Genomic DNA, 16,022 nt, shown 5'->3' with positions numbered 1-16,022 from the left:
ATATATTTATCTCTTCTGCAAATTCGAGCTAAATTAGATAATTATACTGATAAAGGTTTGGCTGCCGACTTCGTTTTACAAGAGATATTACTTGTTCGTTCGTCGGCTAAACCTTGTCAAACCAAATTAAAATAATAGATTTATACTACTATACCTACCTGATTTTATTGTGCAAATCGGGTTTTATTTGGATTGAGTGTTAGTGAGGATACCAGAACATACCTTTGATGCCTTCTGGATCAGCCATAAACCCCATAGTTCGGTAGAAATCTACAACATGGGGGTCGGCAAAGAGAGTGACATTACTAATTTCTTCACTCCTAAGTTTTTTGAGAACATATTTCATCAGCGCCTTACCCAGTCCTTGACTTTGAAAGTCTGGGTGAACCACTACATCCCAGATAGTGGCATTAAACGCGTGATCTGAGGTAGCACGGGCAAAACCAATGAGCCGCTTTTGGTTTCCTCTCACTTGCCACATTGAGGCAACGAGAAAACTATGCTCAATAGCTTTTTTCACTTTTCTTAGAGGACGACGCGACCAACCAACTGCATCACAGAGTTCTTCTAGCTCATATAGGTCAATATCTCGTTCCGTGCTGAACACGATCCGAGCCTCCTTTGAAGAAGCTTCGCTAATATTACTGGGGCTATTGCCCGCAGTTTCTGCTGTATGCTCTTCAAAGAGGTTTGTCCTAGTTGTCCCTACAGATTCAGGAGTACTAAACCAAGTTTTCCAAAAACCCATGCCAACGCGGTTCGGGTAGTATAACTGAATTGGTTTCCACTCTCAGGAGTGTTGATTCACTTTTAACATCGCTATCCCCATTTACTACCCTTTACACTCAAAGTTTTTCGGTTGTTTTCGGGATTTGTAATGGTAACAGCCAGTTAGAGCGTGTTTCACACCAATCATTTTCAACTTTAGCATTTTGTTGTAAAGGCTAGGAGAAATTCGCCAAAAGGGTAAGGATATAAACAATTCAAAATTCACGCATTCATAATGGAAAAACCTAATCTTGGCAATTGCTCGTATAGAGCTTAAATGCACGTTAGCTTAGGTGTGAATTGTATACAGGATTGGGCATTGGGAATTGGGTATCGAGAACACTCTTGTGTTGTCCCCTTGTCCTCCCAGTCCTCAATCTCCAGTCCCCAATCTCCAGTCCCCAATCGCAAACACCCAGCCCCCAATACCCAGCCCCCAGATGACGAAAGCAAGCGAGTTTTACCCTTAACAATGGCTTCTGGTTTAAAATCTTCGACACTGGAACTCCTAAAGCGCTTTAACCGAGCGTTTCCCCAGTTTTATGAGCAATTTGTCAGTAGTGAAATTCAACTGCAAAATTTGCGGCTAGCCTACCGTCTCTATAAAACTAGACGCGCTGTTATTGAACTGAAACCGGAAGGTAGTAAAAGTGCTTTGCATTTTGCTTACCGCAACCAGTCTTTTCTCCTCAGCGATATTTTTGGTGTACTAGCAGCTTATGGGTTGACTATCCACGGTCTGAGTCTATACGGTCAGATCCGTCCGCCAATGTTAGTTTTTATCAAACTGTTGGTATCTCGTGGTAGTAAAGCCTTGACCGAGAAAACCGCAGAAAATGTCTGTCGCGCCATTCGAGAGGCTTTAGGAGGTCGGTTTGAAGTAGAAGAGATGCTGGCAGTAGAATTTAATCTTGACACTGGTTTAGAGCAGGTACAGACTGAGTTCTATGTCGATCCGGTCTTTCATCTCCCGGCTCTAGTGATTGAAGCTGATAATCAACCAGGATTATTCTACAAAGTGATGTACGCTATCTGGCAGGAAGACCTTTTGGTAGTCAATGCCAATCTACTGGTTTGGCGCGGACGTACACGGCTAATTCTCTACTTGTTAGGGCCGAATGAAAGCCTCATTCCTGAATATCTGGGTCACAAAATTGCTGAAGGAGTGCGACAGAGGTTGCTGGGTAAATAAAAAAGTGAGAAGTTATGAGTTATGAGTTATGAATTAAAAATTTCTCACTCCTAACTTCTAACTCTTCCCACTTTAGTATTTAGTCGCACCCGTCCTTAAGGGTACGATATAAGTATGGCAACTATCGAAATCTTGGGCGTTCCACACGCATACGAGCTAACGGCTCCCACTTCCTGCCCCCATGCTTTAGTATTTATCCACGGTTGGCTCAATAGCCGTGGATATTGGCAACCTGTGATTTCCCGCCTATCAGATGATTTGCAGTGCCTGTCCTATGATTTGCGGGGTTTTGGTGAATCCCAGTCCCAGGTAAAAACCGATTTTAGTCGAGCACAAACGTCTTTGAGTCTGATGCCCATCTCCAGTAGTGCGGTTGACTCATCTTTCGATTCTCTTTATACTCCTGCTGCGTATACTCAGGATTTAGCGGCTCTTTTGAAACAGTTGAATATTAAAAGTGCTTGGCTAATTGGTCACTCATTAGGCGGGACGATCGCTCTTTGGGGAGCAGATCAAATACCTGAGTGTGTTAAGGGAGTTATCTGTATCAACGCTGGCGGTGGTATTTACCTCAAAGAAGCCTTTGAGCAGTTTCGCTCGGCGGGTCAGAAATTTTTACAAATGCGTCCGCGTTGGCTCTCCCAAGTGCCTTTGATTGATTTGCTGTTTACCAGAGCTAGTGTGGCTCGTCCTTTGGAGCGCTATTGGGCACGTCAGCGGGTAATAGATTTCGTCGTGGCTGACCCAGAAGCGGCTCTGGGAACTCTGTTAGACTCCACAACTGAAGAAGAAATCAATCGTTTACCTGAGCTAGTATCCCAACTGAAGCAGCCAGTTTATTTTTTGGCTGGCGCGGAAGACAAGGTTATGGAACCCAAGTATGTGCGCCATTTAGCCAGCTTTCACAGACTTTTCCAATATTGTGGTGACAATGTTCTGGAAATTCCTAATTGTGGACACCTGGCGATGTTGGAACAGCCGGATGCTGTGGCTGACCATATCCGAGCGATAGTCAAGAGTCTATAGCAAGAGTCATTGGTCATTAGTCATTGGTCATTAGTAGTTACAAATGACTAATGACTATTGACTAATGACAACTCAATAGGTTGATACAACTTCATCACCTGAGTAAGCCCTAACCTAGACTCAACGCCTAGTGTGAGGGGGGATGTATGACCACGCGATAAATGGTCAGCGGCGGCACAGCCAATCATGGCAGCGTTATCGGTACAGAATTTTAAAGGTGGGAATAAGACGCGTAGGTTATGTTTAACGGCGGCAGCTTGGAGGTTTTTTCTCAACCCGCTATTAGCTGCTACACCGCCACCAATGGCAATTGTGTCTAGACCATAGTCAAGGGCACAGGCGATCGCTCTTTTGGTTAGCGATCGCGCTACCGTATCCTGAAAGCTAGCTGCTACATCTGCCACTGGTACTTGTCCACTATCTTTCTCTAACTGCTGCACTAAACGCAACACAGCCGTTTTTAACCCACTAAAACTCGCATCATAACGATGAAATCCACCACCGGGTAAAGAAACTCTTCCTTCCGGTAAAGCAAAGGCTTGAGGATTCCCCTCTTGTGCTAACTTGTCAATCACTGGCCCACCGGGATAACCCAGCTTTAACAATCGCGCCACTTTATCAAAGGCTTCACCCGCAGCATCATCACGGGTTTGTCCCAGGGTTTCGTATATACCACAATCTTTGACATAAATCAAGCTTGTATGTCCGCCTGAAACCAGTAAGCTAAGAAAAGGGGGATTTAAAGTTGATTCACTTAAATAAGTTGCGTAAATGTGACCTTCGAGGTGATGAACTCCCAAAAATGGCTTGTTGTGTACCATTGCCAAGGTTTTGGCAGCAGTCAACCCCACTAATAGCGCTCCTACGAGTCCAGGTGCACAAGTGGCGGCAATTGCGTCGATTTTTCCCCAGTCTAATTGGGCTTGATCTAAGGCTTGGGCGATCGCTTCATTGATTGTTTCCAAGTGCTGGCGAGACGCTACTTCTGGCACTACCCCGCCATACTGCTGATGGACTGGAATTTGCGAGGCTACGATACTGCTGCAAACTTTACGATTATTAACAATTGCGACGGCTGTTTCATCACAACTGGTTTCTATTGCTAAAACGGTTGTCATTGAGAGTAATAAGTGCTGTTAGCGGATATGCTAGGGTTTAGCCCGTGCTGAGTCTGGAGTCTTGAGTAATAGAGAGAAAATCTTGCTTCTTTACTACCCTACAACAACAATTCTTATACTTGGCGCTCTAACTGGGCACTCAACACTCTATTTTAGTTGAGAAGCTTTAACTTTTATTTACTTAAACTTTACTCGGTTCCCACCCAAGAGTATGATGACTTCCTAGTTATGCAAATAAACAACTGTACAAGCCGCTTCGTTTTGTACAAAGAACTTCTTGTTTTGTAATAAAAGGAAACAACTCTATGCGACGATTGTTTGCTTTGATGTTAGCGATTAGTCTTTGGTTCAACTTTGCCCCCCCAGCACAAGCTTTAGGGGCGAATTTGACACCGTGCAAAGACAATCCCGCTTTTCAAGAGCTAGCAGCTAATGCCCGTAATACCACCTCTGACCCCCAATCAGGGATAAAGCGATTTGAGCGTTATTCTCAGGAGCTGTGCGGCCCTGAAGGGTACCCCCACTTGATTGTTGATGGTAGTCTAAATCATGCTGGTGACTTTTTGATCCCTAGCATTTTGTTTCTATATATTGCTGGTTGGATTGGTTGGGTCGGTCGTGCCTATCTGCAAGCAATTAAAAAGGAATCTGGCACTGAACTAAAAGAAATCCAAATCGATCTTGGTTTGGCACTACCTATTATGGCGTCAGGCTTTACTTGGCCAGTAGCAGCAGTCCAAGAACTTCTCTCTGGAAAATTAGCAGCCAAAGATACAGAAATCCCCATTTCCCCACGCTAAATCAGCTTAACTAATTCATTTGTTTTGGAGACTAAATTCATGGCAGACAAAAGCGACCAATCAGCCTATTTGATTAAATTCCTTTCTACAGCCCCCGTGGCAGCTACCATCTGGCTGACCATCACAGCAGTTATCTTGATTGAATTCAACCTCTTTTTCCCCGACCTACTTTTCCACCCACTGCCATAAGTGTCAAATGGGATTTAGGACAGTTGAATGTCTTGTTTTTTGCTTAATATTGTGTAGTTGATGTCTTCAGCTTAGTTAGGCAGAATTATCACCAGAATAGGCAGCAAAAATAGTTTTTTGAAACTCGTGATTCTGTTTACAGGTCGCGAGTTTCACAGTTTTAAAACTAGCTAAATTAATTTTTCTAAACTTCCTAGCAAAAAGACATCTTTAGCGACAATTATTATTAATATAAAAATGCCACCATTTTAATTTAGAGGCGAACATAAAATATGGCACAAGCAGTAGATGCATCAAAGAATCTTCCCAGCGATCCCAGAAATCGGGAAGTTGTTTTTCCCGCATTTGGCGATCCACAGATAGGCAACCTAGAAACCCCGATTAATGCTTCTCCCTTAAGCAAGTGGTTCATTAATAACTTACCTGCCTATCGCCCAGGTCTGGCTCCTGCTAGACGCGGTTTAGAAGTTGGTATGGCTCATGGTTACTGGCTATTTGGTCCCTTTGCCAAATTGGGCCCACTGCGGGATACAAGTGATGCTAACTTAGCTGGGTTGCTGTCAGCCATTGGGCTGGTTGTAGTTCTTACAGGCGCTCTGTCGCTGTATGCCAATAGCAATCCACCCAAAGCACTTCCTAGTGTTCCCGTACCCAAGCTTCCAGCAGATGCTTTTAACTCTAAAGAAAGCTGGAACAACTTCGCCAGTTCTTTCTTGATTGGTGGTATTGGTGGTGCTGTAGTTGCTTACTTTTTGACTAGTAATTTGGCACTAATTCAAGGTCTATTTGGTTAATTACTAGAAATTAGGAGTTAGGAGTTAGCGAGGTTAAATTCATAACTTCTAACTCTTAACTCCTAACTTATTTAAATAAAACTGCTTCAATATCATTTAAAGCAGTTTCAAAATCGTCATTAACGATTTGAATATCAAATTCATCTGCGGCTTGAATTTCTTCTTGGGCGCGAAGCAGACGGCGGGCGATCGCTTCTTCAGAGTCTTGGGCACGAGAGCGTATTCGTTTCTCTAATTCATCAAAGGAAGGCGGTAAAATAAAAATGCTGAGGGCACTGGGAAAAGAAGCACGAATTTGTCTTGCCCCTTCTAGTTCAATTTCCAGTACCACTAACTTACCGGCATGAATTTGGTTAAGTACAGCTTCACGGGGAGTGCCGTAATAGTTACCAGCAAATTCTGCCGATTCTAAAAATTCACCTTCAGCAACTAATTGTTCAAACTTACTGCGGCTGATGAAGTAATAACTTTTGCCATCGATTTCCCCTGGACGGGGAGAACGAGTTGTTACAGATACAGAATAATAGAGTTTTGGATGACGCTCTAGGAGCGATCGCATTAAAGTGCCTTTACCGACCCCACTGGGGCCAGTTAAAACAATTAACCTGCCTAAATGTAAGCATTCTTCGGTAGTCACACTACTCTGGATGGGTAAAACTGGCATCATCCCTTCAACCTGTGAATCAATCAATACATATTATTCATTAGTTTTGTGTTCCTGGTCTAGACCACTAGTGACTAAAGAATTTGTAGCAAGAGTAACAGAAAATTTATCTAATTCACATGGTACTACTGATCCGGTACAAAGACGAGTGGGAAAAATCCACTGCTAGTCAATTATCTACAGTTTGATGATCGCGAGAAATTACAAAGCGATTCGCTACCGTTTCCGGCTGAATTGCTGACAAAATTACGTGGCTGGAATCGGTGATAATTACAGCCCTAGTCCGACGACCGTAAGTTGCATCAATCAGTTGACCTCTATCCCGTGCATCGGTAATAATCCGCTTAATCGGGGCAGACTCTGGACTGACAATGGCAACTACTCGGTTGGCAGACACGATGTTACCAAAGCCGATGTTGATTAACTGAATGTCCATAAAAAAACTGACGCTAAACGCGGTTTGATAAAGCTTGAAATAAACTTCTTTCCATGTTATCGCCAAAAAACGGGAGTTACAACGCTTAAATTCAAGCCAATCTACGTTTTTAAATAATGTCTGCTTCTTTTAGCTATTTATTAGCTATTTTTCCTAAAAATATTCCTAAAGATACAGGCAAAATCATACTGATACAAGCTAGTTAGGTGATGTATCTTCTATGAAAATAACTAGTACCGCAAGAAGCGAATTCAAAATTCACAATGACGCTTGCAGACTCGCAAACAAAATTAAAAATGAATACAGCGTAAGCATTTTACTGATTTGAAATGGTGAGGCAGTCCGGTCTTGGGGGTTCCCCCCATGAGGAACTGCCGAACCCGAAGGGGTAGTTTATTTACGCTGTACTGTAAAAAGTTAGCTTACCTTTAACAAGGGGCTATGCCACGCAAGAGCATTTCAAAGGAAGTAATAACTTTCGAGCTTGTGTTTGTGTTGATTACCCAATCTTTCAATCTCCTCAATCAAACGATCCTAATCAAGATGTTCTAAATCTCGTTCTTGCAATTATTTCAATGTAGTTTCTAACCACAAGTTATAATCCTGTTTATAAAGAATTTGAGTAAGTATTTTTAGACATTACTTAATATTCTTCTAATTTACGAAGATTGGGAATTATAGCGCTTCTCGGTTGAGTCCAATACAGACCTAACCCCCACCCCCTTAAGAGCTAGCGTTGAGGAGTAAGATTCAAAGCCTCTCTCCTAAAAGGAGAGAGGAATGGAAGTGAGGTCAAAATGTATTGCATCCAGACGAGAACCGCTATAGGTTTTATTGACGTAAACTTCCAGCTTCACAATCGCGTAACCAAGCTTTAACCCCTTGGGCAACAGTACCGTTACTACTATCTCGTGGTGGAGATAGTGGCTGCTGTTGTGAATGAGAACCAACTTGAGAAAACATCATCACTAGTTGCCAACCACTTTGAGTTTTAGTCAATAACAGCCAGTGAAATTCTTGCAATTCTACAACTTTCTGATCTATGTACTGCCGCTCCAAGGTAGTAAAAAAAACTTGCTCAACTCCTGATCCAGCGCTTTTAGACGCATCTGCACTATATTCTTCAAGGTTAAGGGGCAGAGGAGTAAACTCAGGTTTTCCTGCAACTAACATATAACTGTAAACCTGACTGCTTCTACTGAGGCGGCGGGCGCGTTGACTAGCGCGATTGGTATAACTAGGTAATTTTTGCAGTAGCTGTATAGTTAATGTTTCTAAATTTTGCTCAGAACACAAAGACCTCGCATCACTGTTGACATTTTCCCTTTCTGCTAGCGCCGAGGGTTTAGGGGTGGAGTTTATCGAGAAAGCTGGGTAAGCAAAGCTATTTGAGACTACAACCCAGAAGCCACAAGCAAACAGGAAACTATAATTTTTCTTCTTGAGCGAAGAGGCAAGATTGTTCTCCCCTACACCCTGCACTCTGAGTTTCTCACTGACTCTTAGCTTCATGCCACCGTGATTAACTCCTCAGAAATCCGCTTCCAGGCTAACTCAGGCTCAGTAGCAGCGGTGATGGGACGACCAATAACTAGATAATCTGCACCGGCTTTTATGGCTTGGGCTGGGGTGAGCGATCGCTTTTGATCGCCTTTATCTGCCCAAGTTGGTCTAACCCCCGGACAAACTAGCAAAAAGTCATCTCCACAGGTTTGTCGTAGCTGTACCACCTCTTGAGGCGAACAAACTGCCCCATCTAAACCAGATTCTTGAGCCAGCAGGGCCATTTCTAGAGCATATTCTGGCAATTCTAGGGGTATTTTTAAATCAAATGCCAACTGCCGAGCAGAAATGCTCGTTAGCAGTGTAATAGCAATTAACTTTGGTGGTTGTACGCCTGCTTTTGCAGCCCCTTCCTGTGCCGCCTCAGTTGCGGCTTTCAGGGCATCTCTACCAGCAGTAGCATGAATTGTCAGTAAATCCACTCCGTATCTAGCTGCACTTCGGCAAGCACCAGCAACGGTATTGGGGATATCATGAAACTTTAAATCTAAGAAAATGCGCTTTTGCCGGGACTTTAACACTTCCAGAATTTTCGGGCCAGTGCTAGTAAACAATTCTAAACCGACTTTCCAGAAACTAACTTGTGGTAGCCGATCTATAAGAGCGATCGCAGCTTGCTCATTTGGCACATCCAAAGCCACAATAACTCGTTGTCCTACCTGTTCTCCATTCCCCATTCCCGACTCCCCATTCCCCATTTAAGGCACTAAGCGCACAAACTTATTTTTTCCAACTTGTAAAACTTTACCTTGTAATTCACTAGGAGCATCGAAAGTGGTATCAGCATCAGTGATGCGATCGCCATCTAGGCGTACTCCACCTTCTTGAATTTTCCGCTTTCCTTCCCCGGTACTTTTGCACAAGCCAGTGACATTGAGAATATACGCTAACTTAGTAGGAAATTGCTGCACGCCAGCTAGAGAGAATTCTGGAACTGCACCTTCCTTGCCACCGCTTTGCGCTGCTTCTTTGGCTTCTTGGGCTGCGGTTTCACCGTGGTACTGTTTAACAACTTCCCATGCTAAGAGTGTTTGGCGATCGCGGGGATTTTCTGGCAGTTGATCCAAAGGTAAATCCGTCAACAGTTCAAAATACTGTTCTAGTAGATTATCGGGAACTCCTTGCAACTTTTGATACTTTCGTCCTGGGTGTTCTGACAATCCGATATAATTACCTAAAGATTTAGACATTTTTTGCACGCCATCCGTGCCAATCAAAATTGGCAACAGCATCCCAAATTGGGGTTTTTGACCAAAATGGCGCTGCAAATCTCTGCCCACAGCAAGGTTAAATTTCTGATCAGTCCCTCCCAATTCCACATCTGCTTCAACTGCAACCGAATCAAAACCTTGCATTAACGGGTACAGGAACTCATGAATAAAAATCGGATTCTCTTTTTTATAGCGATCAGCAAATCCTTCCTTCGCTAACATCTGCCCCACCGTCATCGTGGAGAGTAACTCCAAAATTTTCTCTAAGTTTAAACCAGAGAGCCATTCGGAGTTATAGCGCACCTCTAACCTTCCTGGTGTGTCAAAATCCAAGATAGGACGTACTTGATCTAAATAAGTCTGAGCATTTTTAGCTACATCTGCTTCTGTAAGCTGACGACGCACTTCAGATTTACCAGTTGGATCGCCAATACGTGCTGTAAAATCGCCAATAATTAAAACTGCTGTATGACCTGCATCTTGAAATCCTCGCAGTTTTCGTACTGGTATGCTATGACCAAGATGAATATCAGTACCCGTAGGGTCAATCCCTAATTTGACCCTTAAAGGTTGTTGTGTAGTTAGTAAGAGCCTTTCTAAACTTTCGCTGTTAACATCATCTGATTGTGGGAATACTTCTACTACACCACGACGCAACCAAGCAAAATCTGGCGTCATCCGAAGAGATTCATTATTAGCTATGTTTTGCACACTCGAAGTTAAGTTGGTTATAAACACTTGCAATTTATCCACTTTCTCATCTGCCAAACTACTATAATTGCAAAAAACTAACCGCCTTGCTTCACCCAATCAATTACAGTTAAATTTACAAGTGAGGAAGTGAAATAGCCGTGTCGTCGTCTAGGACTTTTGAAGATAAACAGCCACAGCGTCGGGCTTCATCAGGTTTTGAGTTTTTGAAAGGAGTCGGTCAGGTAACTGGCGGTACTCTCCTCTCAATCACCATGCTGGCAAGTTCCATTGTAGCCGGAGGACTGGTTGGTTTAGCCATCAGTTTCCGTAATTTGCCAGATGTCAGACAGCTACGTAACTTCTTTCCCTCAGAAACGACTTACATTTATGACGTTAAGGGCAAACTCTTAACGAGTATTCACGGGGAAGCCAACCGGGAAGTCGTACCTCTAGACAGAATTTCGCCGAATTTAAAACGGGCGGTATTGGCAAGTGAAGATGACCACTTCTACGATCACCACGGTATTAATCCCAGTGGTGTTGGCCGGGCTATAGTAGCTAACGCAGCAGCAGGCGGAGTCAAAGAGGGTGGCTCTACTGTCACCATGCAATTGGTAAAAAACCTATTTTTGTCTCGCAAGCGTGCTTTTACCCGCAAGTTAGCAGAGGCTGTGCTAGCAATCCGGTTAGAGCAAATTCTTACTAAAGACCAAATATTAGAAATGTACCTCAATCAAGTTTATTGGGGTCATAACAATTATGGTGTACAAACAGCAGCCCGCAGTTACTTTAATAAGTCAGCAGAATATTTAAGCTTGGGTGAGTCAGCAATGATGGCGGGTTTAATCCAAGCACCAGAAGAATTCAGCCCGTTCGTGAGCATGAAGCTGGCAAAACAGAAACAAAAAGAAGTGCTAGGACGGATGTTGGAATTGAACTGGATCAACCAGTCAGAATACGACAATGCCCTCAAGCAAGAAATCAAACTTGGGAGAATCAAATCCTTTCAAGGTAGTGCCCTACCTTATGTAACCAATACCGTAGCGCAGGAGTTGGCTAAAAAGTTTGGGCGTGAGACACTACTCAAAGGCGGGATGCGGGTGCAAACTACAGTTGATGCCAACTTCCAAATCATGGCAGAAGAAACTGTTAGTAAGTGGCATAAAACACTTCTGGGGCAAGGATTATCTAAGAATCAAATGGCTCTGGTGGCAATTGATCCGCGCACACATTTTATCAAAGCACTGGTGGGTGGTATAGATCCTAAGACCAGTGAGTTCAATCGTGCAACTCAATCTCAACGGCAGCCCGGATCTTCTTTTAAACCATTTGTATACTATACTGCTTTTGCTAGTGGTAAGTATGGGCCAGATTCAACGGTTGTCGATGCCCCAGTTAGCTATCGAGATGGTAACGGTTGGTACTTTCCGAGAAATTATGATGGCGGTTTTAGCGGAGCTATGCCAATCCGCAGAGCTTTAGCCCAATCGCGCAACATTCCGGTGATCAAGATTGGTAAAGCTGTGGGGATGAATAGAGTCATCGAAACGTGTCGTACCTTGGGGATTACGAGTCCGATGGAACCTGTGACTTCCTTACCACTTGGGGCAATTGGTGTCACACCTCTGGAAATGGCTAGTGCATACGCGACTTTTGCTAATTATGGCTGGCAATCTCCACCAACTGTAATTGCCCGTGTCACTGATAGTAGTGGTAATGTGTTGTTAGATAACACCCCTAAACCGCAGCTAGTCCTCGATCAATGGGCATCAGCAGCAATTATTGATGTAATGCGATCGGTAATCTCTGAGGGTACAGGTAAAGGTGCTGCTATCGGTCGCCCAGCCGCAGGGAAAACGGGAACAACATCATCAGAAAAAGATATTTGGTTTGTTGGTACTGTGCCACAGTTGACAACTGCTGTCTGGGTAGGGAGAGATGACAACAGACAATTAGCTGACCATGCCACAGGTGGTGTTCTGGTCGCTCCCATTTGGAAAGATTTTATGGAGAAGGCACTCAAGAACGTACCAGTAGAAAACTTCAAGCCACCTTCGCAGTTTTCTCGTCCCAAGTCACAATAATTTAGTTTTAGATTTTGAATTTTGGATTGCCAATGAATCCAAAATCTGGCTTGGAAAGTTGGAGTGCCGACTTCCGGCGATCTGACTTTCCGCAAAATCTAAAATTGACTAGTACAGCACGGCGTAAATAAAAATACCATTTCAAATAGTGTAAAAGCCCGAAATACAATTATGCGTGACTTTTGACTTCCGCCTTGTGTTACTAGGGCTGTTTTTCTAGCTCGGCTTTCATCCGTTCTAAAGTGAGGTGCATTTGGTCAAACATTTGTTGTGGGGTGACACCGAACTGACCTAATTGCGTTTTCAGTTGTTCTACTGTCATTTGTGCCATGAAATCTTCTGATAGCTCGAAGCGCTTCATAAAGATGCGATACCGATCCATCATGGCTTCCATTTGCTCAATAAACAGCTTTTTGCCATCACGGTCAAATTTGCCGTAGCTGTTGCCAAGCTTGATCAGCGCTTGATAATCTTCAAACAGCTGTTTTGCTTCTTGTTGAACTATTTCAGAATCGAAGAATCCCATATTGCTTATATTAAACTGAGTGCCCAGACTCAGTAGCTTAATAGCTTTACTTCTATTTATTATTTTAGTCTAGGGGAGTAATCTAGTCACGAAGCTTCGGTTTTAGTACGGTTTGTTACCGAAATTTCAACACTTGACTTGAGAACGTTTCCCCTTGTTAAATCGACTTAATAAAGCCGCAATACTCAGAGCTTTAGCCATTGATTTAGGATTGGTGTTTTCACTCGGTTCAATTTGCAATCTGGTAGCGTATTTTTGAGCTAGTAAATCTTGCGGGTTAAGTTTTAATGCTTGACGGATGTAAACCCTGGCCATCCCGATAAATTTCTGTTTTAGATGTACTAAACCTAATAAGGCATAATAGTCGCTGTTATTTGGCTCTAACTTGATGGCATCGCGCAGTTCTTGCACAGCTAGGGGCCAATTAGCTAGCCTGACGTACTCAATCGCTCGCTGGTAGTGGTGTTGAGCGTAGTTTGTCAAAACTGGTTTGACATTAGTTTTTTCATTTAATGTCAATTCAACTGGCTTGACTTCTACTTCAGGGATGATGCGAACGGGTTTTTGCGGTAGAAACAGGTCAGGTTTATGCAACTGTAAATAAACTAAATTCAGTATACTAATTTGTTGTGTAACTTGATAAAACTGATGGAGTGATTTGTATTGAGCTTCTGCATAGGAGGCGATCGCTTCTTCATAAAACAATTCTGCTTGGGGTGGAGACATTTCTATAATTTCCTTAGCTATGGCACTTTGCCCACACAAAGCTTGCTGCTGTAATACTCTTGCGTCCGATCGCAGCATAGCTATAGCAATCAAACGGTTGTGTCGATTTTTGAGTTGTTCGTAAGCTGGATTGATTAAATAGCTAAGTATTGCCGTTGCTAATTGTTGATCTGGATTGCAGCTTTTGGCATAGCGATCGGGATGTAGCAGTTTCGCTAAAGTGTGATAACGTTTAAAAATCTGGCGATCGTCAGCACTCACAGAAATTCCTAGCACAGCGTAAGGATCACAAAGCTGTTTCAGCCATTCTGGCGGTAGGAAAATCTGTGACATGGTAGTAATCTAAATCCGTTCGTTAAAAACTTAAAATTAGCATCAAAGCTCAATGCACAGTCATGTGAAACTTACTCAAATTTCTTCAAATTAGGGATTGGGGACACTTCTCTTCTTAGGCTGCGCCAACGACAAGCTCAGTGCATCGCTGGGGATTGGGGATTGGGAAGATTTAGTTAGGGATGAATTGTTTCTGTGCCTTTTGGCTGTCTTATTGTAGGAACTATGGTATTCGTATATTTATTAGAAATATGTTGACTAAGCGCAAAAGTCGAAGTGTTGCCGCTGTTTTAGCTTTTTCTGGCACGCTGACAATTTCCGGATTACATAAATTCTACTTGGGACAGCCCCTGTGGGGTGTTTTGTATGTGTTGCTTTCCTGGACGCCTATCCCCAAGGTAGCTAGTGCGATTGAGGGAGTTTGGTATTTAGCCCAAGACGAAGAAGCTTTTGATCGTAATTTTAATCTAGGCAAGTCAGCGGCAAGGAACTCACAAAAGGCGATTAATCAGGTAGGAGCGATCGCTGAGGCAATGCGTGAATTAGATGCTCTGCGCCAGGATGGACTGATTTCAGAGTATGAATTTGAACAAAAGCGCCGCCAATTGCTAGACCAGATTTCCTGAGGTAAGCGACAATCATGAATAACTGGCTATCTTTAAACTCTAGACTGCAAAAACTGCGCGCCAAGCTTCTCAACGATCCCTACTATCGCCTACAATCTGGGGAAGAAATTCAGATTGCAGCTCAATTAGGTATCCGCATTGATGCTAATCAAGCGACTGTAGATGATTGGTTACGCCTACCAGGTTTGTCAATTCACCAAGCGCGATCGCTTGTGGAACTTTCACATTCAGGTGTGAAATTTTACTGTATTGAAGATATCGCTGCGGCTTTGGGTATGCCAGCGCCGCGCTTAGAGCCATTAAAGCCTCTACTGAATTTTATTTACTATGACCACGAATCTTTAGAAAATCCTAGGCATTTAATTAACCCGAACACAGCAACCGTTGAAAAATTAGCACAAATTCCATTTATAGATTTGTCTGTGGCGCAAGCAGTGGTGCAAAATCGCCAATCAGCCGGGCCTTACCGTAACCTGGCTGATTTCCAGCGACGGCTAGAGTTAACTGGTGATGCGATCGCTCAGATGATGTATTATTTGAGGTTTTAAGTTAAAAGTTAGAAGTTTTAAAATAACTCCTAACTCTGGAAATTTGGAATTTTGGATGGAAAGAAAATCTAAAATCCAAAATTGATTAAATGAACCCAATGCGATCGAGAGGCCAAAAGCGAAACGTTGCCCGACCGATGACATTTTTTCTGGGTAAAAAGCCCCAATAGCGAGAATCATTACTATCGTTGCGATTATCTCCCATGACGAAAAATTCATCTTCTGGGACTTTCACTGGTCGATATGGCTGATTTGGAGGTTCAGCGATGTAGTTTTCTGCCAAGGGTTGACCGTTAAGGTAGACTTTGCCAGAAGCAACACTAATTACCTCACCTGGCTGGCCAATAACTCGCTTGATAAACGCTTGGTCTTTGGGATATCCTCGACGTTGTAGTTCTGCGGGTGGCTGAAAAACAATAATATCTCCAGTTATCGGAGGGTGAAAATGGTAGGAGATTTTTTCAACTACCAAGCGATCGCCAGTATGTAATGTAGGCAACATCGAATCAGAAGGTATATAGCGCGGTTCGGCAATAAAAGTCCGGATCAGGAATGCCAAACTCAGTGCGATCGCAATTAAAATCAGATTTTCTTGCCAACTACGCCATACTTTTAACGACGCACGCTCTTCTTTTGCATCACTTTCGTGAGGAATCATAAAAGTTTCTAGCCAGTTTCAGAAGTGAGACAAATACCTTGATTATTTTGACTCAAAAGGTATATTA

General features: G+C 43.1%; 18 protein-coding genes. 8 read left to right on the top strand and 10 right to left on the bottom strand.

The window, feature by feature from the left end:
• Positions 1-199: 199 nt before the first annotated feature.
• Positions 200-748 carry a GNAT family N-acetyltransferase gene (locus NLP_RS17670; RefSeq protein ID WP_104907531.1) on the bottom strand — a complete coding sequence of 183 codons (549 nt, stop codon included), beginning with the start codon at positions 746-748 and terminating at the stop codon, positions 200-202.
• A 492-nt stretch (positions 749-1,240) separates the two neighbouring features.
• On the opposite strand from NLP_RS17670, the gene NLP_RS17665 reads away from it, so the two are divergent.
• The gene (locus tag NLP_RS17665; protein WP_012410214.1) at positions 1,241-1,960 is read left to right on the top strand and encodes a hypothetical protein; all 720 of its coding nucleotides are present in this window, start codon (positions 1,241-1,243) and stop codon (positions 1,958-1,960) included.
• A gap of 114 nt (positions 1,961-2,074) precedes the next feature.
• On the top strand, positions 2,075-2,986 hold the full coding sequence (locus NLP_RS17660) for an alpha/beta fold hydrolase (protein WP_104907530.1): 912 nt from the start codon (positions 2,075-2,077) through the stop codon (positions 2,984-2,986).
• A gap of 47 nt (positions 2,987-3,033) precedes the next feature.
• On the opposite strand, the gene tsaD is transcribed toward NLP_RS17660, so the two are convergent.
• Positions 3,034-4,104, bottom strand: coding sequence for a tRNA (adenosine(37)-N6)-threonylcarbamoyltransferase complex transferase subunit TsaD (tsaD, locus tag NLP_RS17655; protein ID WP_104907529.1), 1,071 nt, complete (start codon positions 4,102-4,104; stop codon positions 3,034-3,036).
• A 305-nt stretch (positions 4,105-4,409) separates the two neighbouring features.
• Here tsaD and NLP_RS17650 point away from each other — a divergent pair, with 305 nt between their 5' ends.
• The 3 genes from NLP_RS17650 to NLP_RS17640 all read left to right on the top strand — a co-directional run bounded on the left by NLP_RS17650 (position 4,410) and on the right by NLP_RS17640 (position 5,887).
• Positions 4,410-4,904, top strand: coding sequence for a Photosystem I reaction center subunit III (locus NLP_RS17650; protein WP_104907528.1), 495 nt, complete (start codon positions 4,410-4,412; stop codon positions 4,902-4,904).
• 39 nt (positions 4,905-4,943) lie between these two features.
• Complete coding sequence (psaJ, locus tag NLP_RS17645; protein WP_104907527.1) at positions 4,944-5,093, top strand: photosystem I reaction center subunit IX; 150 nt, start codon at positions 4,944-4,946, stop codon at positions 5,091-5,093.
• 272 nt (positions 5,094-5,365) lie between these two features.
• Positions 5,366-5,887, top strand: coding sequence for a photosystem I reaction center protein subunit XI (locus NLP_RS17640; RefSeq protein WP_104907526.1), 522 nt, complete (start codon positions 5,366-5,368; stop codon positions 5,885-5,887).
• Positions 5,888-5,954: 67 nt separating this feature from the next.
• Here the strand turns inward: NLP_RS17640 and gmk are convergent, their stop codons facing one another.
• From gmk to tyrS, 5 genes are all read right to left on the bottom strand, one after another.
• On the bottom strand, positions 5,955-6,554 hold the full coding sequence (gene gmk, locus NLP_RS17635; RefSeq protein WP_104907525.1) for a guanylate kinase: 600 nt from the start codon (positions 6,552-6,554) through the stop codon (positions 5,955-5,957).
• 166 nt (positions 6,555-6,720) lie between these two features.
• Positions 6,721-6,987, bottom strand: a complete 267-nt coding sequence (gene remA, locus NLP_RS17625) for an extracellular matrix/biofilm regulator RemA (RefSeq protein WP_073639751.1) — start codon at positions 6,985-6,987, stop codon at positions 6,721-6,723.
• Positions 6,988-7,818: 831 nt separating this feature from the next.
• On the bottom strand, positions 7,819-8,499 hold the full coding sequence (locus tag NLP_RS17620; protein ID WP_104907524.1) for a hypothetical protein: 681 nt from the start codon (positions 8,497-8,499) through the stop codon (positions 7,819-7,821).
• On the bottom strand, positions 8,496-9,227 hold the full coding sequence (pyrF, locus tag NLP_RS17615; RefSeq protein ID WP_104909914.1) for an orotidine-5'-phosphate decarboxylase: 732 nt from the start codon (positions 9,225-9,227) through the stop codon (positions 8,496-8,498). The genes NLP_RS17620 and pyrF overlap by 4 nt, the downstream gene beginning before the upstream one ends.
• A 21-nt stretch (positions 9,228-9,248) precedes the next feature.
• The gene (gene tyrS / locus NLP_RS17610) at positions 9,249-10,439 is read right to left on the bottom strand and encodes a tyrosine--tRNA ligase (protein ID WP_199784866.1); all 1,191 of its coding nucleotides are present in this window, start codon (positions 10,437-10,439) and stop codon (positions 9,249-9,251) included.
• 173 nt (positions 10,440-10,612) lie between these two features.
• Here tyrS and NLP_RS17605 point away from each other — a divergent pair, with 173 nt between their 5' ends.
• The gene (locus NLP_RS17605) at positions 10,613-12,538 is read left to right on the top strand and encodes a transglycosylase domain-containing protein (protein WP_104907523.1); all 1,926 of its coding nucleotides are present in this window, start codon (positions 10,613-10,615) and stop codon (positions 12,536-12,538) included.
• 202 nt (positions 12,539-12,740) lie between these two features.
• Here NLP_RS17605 and NLP_RS17600 read toward each other — a convergent pair whose 3' ends face one another.
• Together NLP_RS17600 and NLP_RS17595 are read right to left on the bottom strand one after the other, a co-directional pair.
• The gene (locus tag NLP_RS17600) at positions 12,741-13,064 is read right to left on the bottom strand and encodes a DUF1825 family protein (RefSeq protein ID WP_104907522.1); all 324 of its coding nucleotides are present in this window, start codon (positions 13,062-13,064) and stop codon (positions 12,741-12,743) included.
• Between the two features lie 126 nt (positions 13,065-13,190).
• Positions 13,191-14,123: a J domain-containing protein gene (locus tag NLP_RS17595; protein WP_104907521.1), complete on the bottom strand. Its 933-nt coding sequence runs from the start codon at positions 14,121-14,123 to the stop codon at positions 13,191-13,193.
• Positions 14,124-14,374: 251 nt separating this feature from the next.
• Here NLP_RS17595 and NLP_RS17590 point away from each other — a divergent pair, with 251 nt between their 5' ends.
• Positions 14,375-14,749 (top strand): NINE protein, encoded by a 375-nt coding sequence (locus tag NLP_RS17590; RefSeq protein ID WP_104907520.1) that lies wholly within the window; start codon positions 14,375-14,377, stop codon positions 14,747-14,749.
• A gap of 14 nt (positions 14,750-14,763) precedes the next feature.
• The gene (locus tag NLP_RS17585; protein ID WP_104907519.1) at positions 14,764-15,297 is read left to right on the top strand and encodes a helix-hairpin-helix domain-containing protein; all 534 of its coding nucleotides are present in this window, start codon (positions 14,764-14,766) and stop codon (positions 15,295-15,297) included.
• Positions 15,298-15,382: 85 nt separating this feature from the next.
• Here NLP_RS17585 and lepB read toward each other — a convergent pair whose 3' ends face one another.
• Positions 15,383-15,955 (bottom strand): signal peptidase I, encoded by a 573-nt coding sequence (gene lepB, locus NLP_RS17580; protein ID WP_104907518.1) that lies wholly within the window; start codon positions 15,953-15,955, stop codon positions 15,383-15,385.
• Positions 15,956-16,022 lie beyond the last annotated feature (67 nt).

Origin of the sequence: Nostoc sp. 'Lobaria pulmonaria (5183) cyanobiont' (assembly GCF_002949795.1) — a bacterium.
Lineage (GTDB): Bacteria > Cyanobacteriota > Cyanobacteriia > Cyanobacteriales > Nostocaceae > Nostoc.
The sequence above is the reverse complement of the archived record's forward strand: the minus strand, read 5'-3'. Positions and strand labels throughout refer to the sequence as shown.